A 1,582-nucleotide genomic window follows, 5' to 3' on the forward strand; every position below is an offset into this window, starting at 1 on the left:
GTGGGCCCGCTCGCCGCGCCATCGGCAAATGCCTCGGGCCGGATTTCGCCGACGCGCGCCGAGCATGTGCTGGCGTCGCTGGCCGATGTGCCGGTCATCGATGCCGGGCCGTGCGCCGCCGGGGTGGAATCGACCATCGTCGCGGTGGAGCCCGACGGCTGGCGGCTGTTGCGGCCGGGCGCGGTGGCGGTGGAGGATATTGTGGCGGTGGCGGGCACACCCCTCACCCCGCTCGCCGTTGGCGAGTCGCCCTCTCCCGCAAGGGGAGAGGGGATCATCGCGCCGGGCATGCTGGCATCGCACTATGCCCCTGCCCAGCCCGTGCGGCTGGACGCGCTGACGGCCGGCCCGGACGAGTTTCACATCGGCTTCGGCCCGGTGGCTGGCGACGTCTCGCTGTCGCCCAACGGCGACCTCGCGGAAGCTGCCGCCCGGCTGTTCGATCTGCTGCACCTGGCCGAGGCGTCGGGGCGAGCCGGCATCGCGGTGGCGCCGGTGCCCGCACACGGCCTGGGGCTGGCGATCAACGACCGGCTGGTTCGCGCTGCCGCGCCCCGCGATCCTTAGAGCCGCTCGATCCGCTGCGCCGCCTCGTCGAGGATCTCGGCGATCTTCAGGGCCAGTTCGCGGCCGGAGTCATTGGCGTCACCATCGGCGGCCATGCGCTGCCCGGCCGCGGCCTTCAGGTTGCGGAAGGCGCGCCGCAAGGGCCGGGTCTCGTCTTCCCGCACCGCGCCGGCCAGCTCGGCCAGCCGCGCCAGCACGTCCTTCAGCTGGTCGTTGGCGGCCTCAAGCGCGGCCAGCCCGGCCTCGGTGATGGCATAGCGGCGGCGGCCCTCCTCACCCGGCTGCTCGGCGATCAGGCCCTGATCGGCCAGCAGGGTGAGGGTGGGATAGATCATGCCCGGCGACGGGGAATAGAGCCCGGCCGACATCGCCTCGATGGCCTTGATCAGCTCGTAACCGTGGCGCGGTTCGTCCTTCAGCAGCTGCAGCAGCAGGATGCGCAGCGCCTCGGCCCCGAAGCGGCGCGGACGCGGGCGGGGCCGGTCGGCCTGTCCCCAGTCGCCGCCGAAACCGCCGCCGAACTCGTCGGAAAAGGCACGGGCGAAGGCCGCCCAGCGGGCGCCGCGATGGCCAAAGCCGCGCGGCGATTCAAAGTGGAAGCGGAAGGGCATCGGGGCCAACTCCATACAGGTCTGATGTGTTCAAGATATATCTTTGCTGACTGTATTGCAAGAGCGATACAGGTGGGCGCCGGCGGCCACGCTTGCGGCATGCGCCATGGGCTGCCTAGACTTGGCATCGGGCAAAGAAGGGAAGGCCGCATGCGGGCACTGGGGATCGCGCTGATGCTGGCGGGGGCGCCGCTGGCGGCCGAACCGGTCGTCATCGACAATGGCCTGATCGTCGATGGCTCGGGCAGCGAGCCCTATCGCGGCTGGCTGTCGTTCGAAGGCGATCGCATCCTTGCCATGGGCCGCGGCGCGGCGCCGGCCGGGCCCGGCCGGCGCCTTGACGCGAAGGGCCGCGCGGTGGCGCCCGGCTTCATCAACATGCTCAGCTGGGCCAACGAATCGCT

Annotated in this window: 2 protein-coding genes and 1 pseudogene; 2 read left to right on the forward strand and 1 reads right to left on the reverse strand. The window is 71.4% G+C overall.

Annotated elements, in window-relative coordinates:
- Nucleotides 1–567 (forward strand): L-threonylcarbamoyladenylate synthase (locus GJV64_RS14250; protein ID WP_205599650.1); only part of this gene is annotated, 567 nt, incomplete at its 5' end.
- Here GJV64_RS14250 and GJV64_RS14255 read toward each other — a convergent pair.
- A complete protein-coding gene (locus GJV64_RS14255) occupies nt 564–1,193 on the reverse strand; it encodes a PadR family transcriptional regulator (RefSeq protein WP_164158118.1) in 630 nt (209 codons plus the stop codon). The genes GJV64_RS14250 and GJV64_RS14255 overlap by 4 nt on opposite strands.
- Nucleotides 1,194–1,328: 135 nt before the next feature.
- Between GJV64_RS14255 and GJV64_RS14260 the strand changes: the two are divergent.
- Nucleotides 1,329–1,582: pseudogene (locus GJV64_RS14260) on the forward strand (D-aminoacylase); the annotation flags it as partial.

This window comes from Sandarakinorhabdus rubra, assembly GCF_010994245.1.
GTDB lineage: Bacteria > Pseudomonadota > Alphaproteobacteria > Sphingomonadales > Sphingomonadaceae > Sandarakinorhabdus > Sandarakinorhabdus rubra.

Coding starts and splice junctions, on each gene's coding strand:
- GJV64_RS14255 (WP_164158118.1), bottom strand. CDS start 1,193: ATGGAGTTGGCCCCGATGCCCTTCCGCTTCCACTTTGAATCGCCGCGC.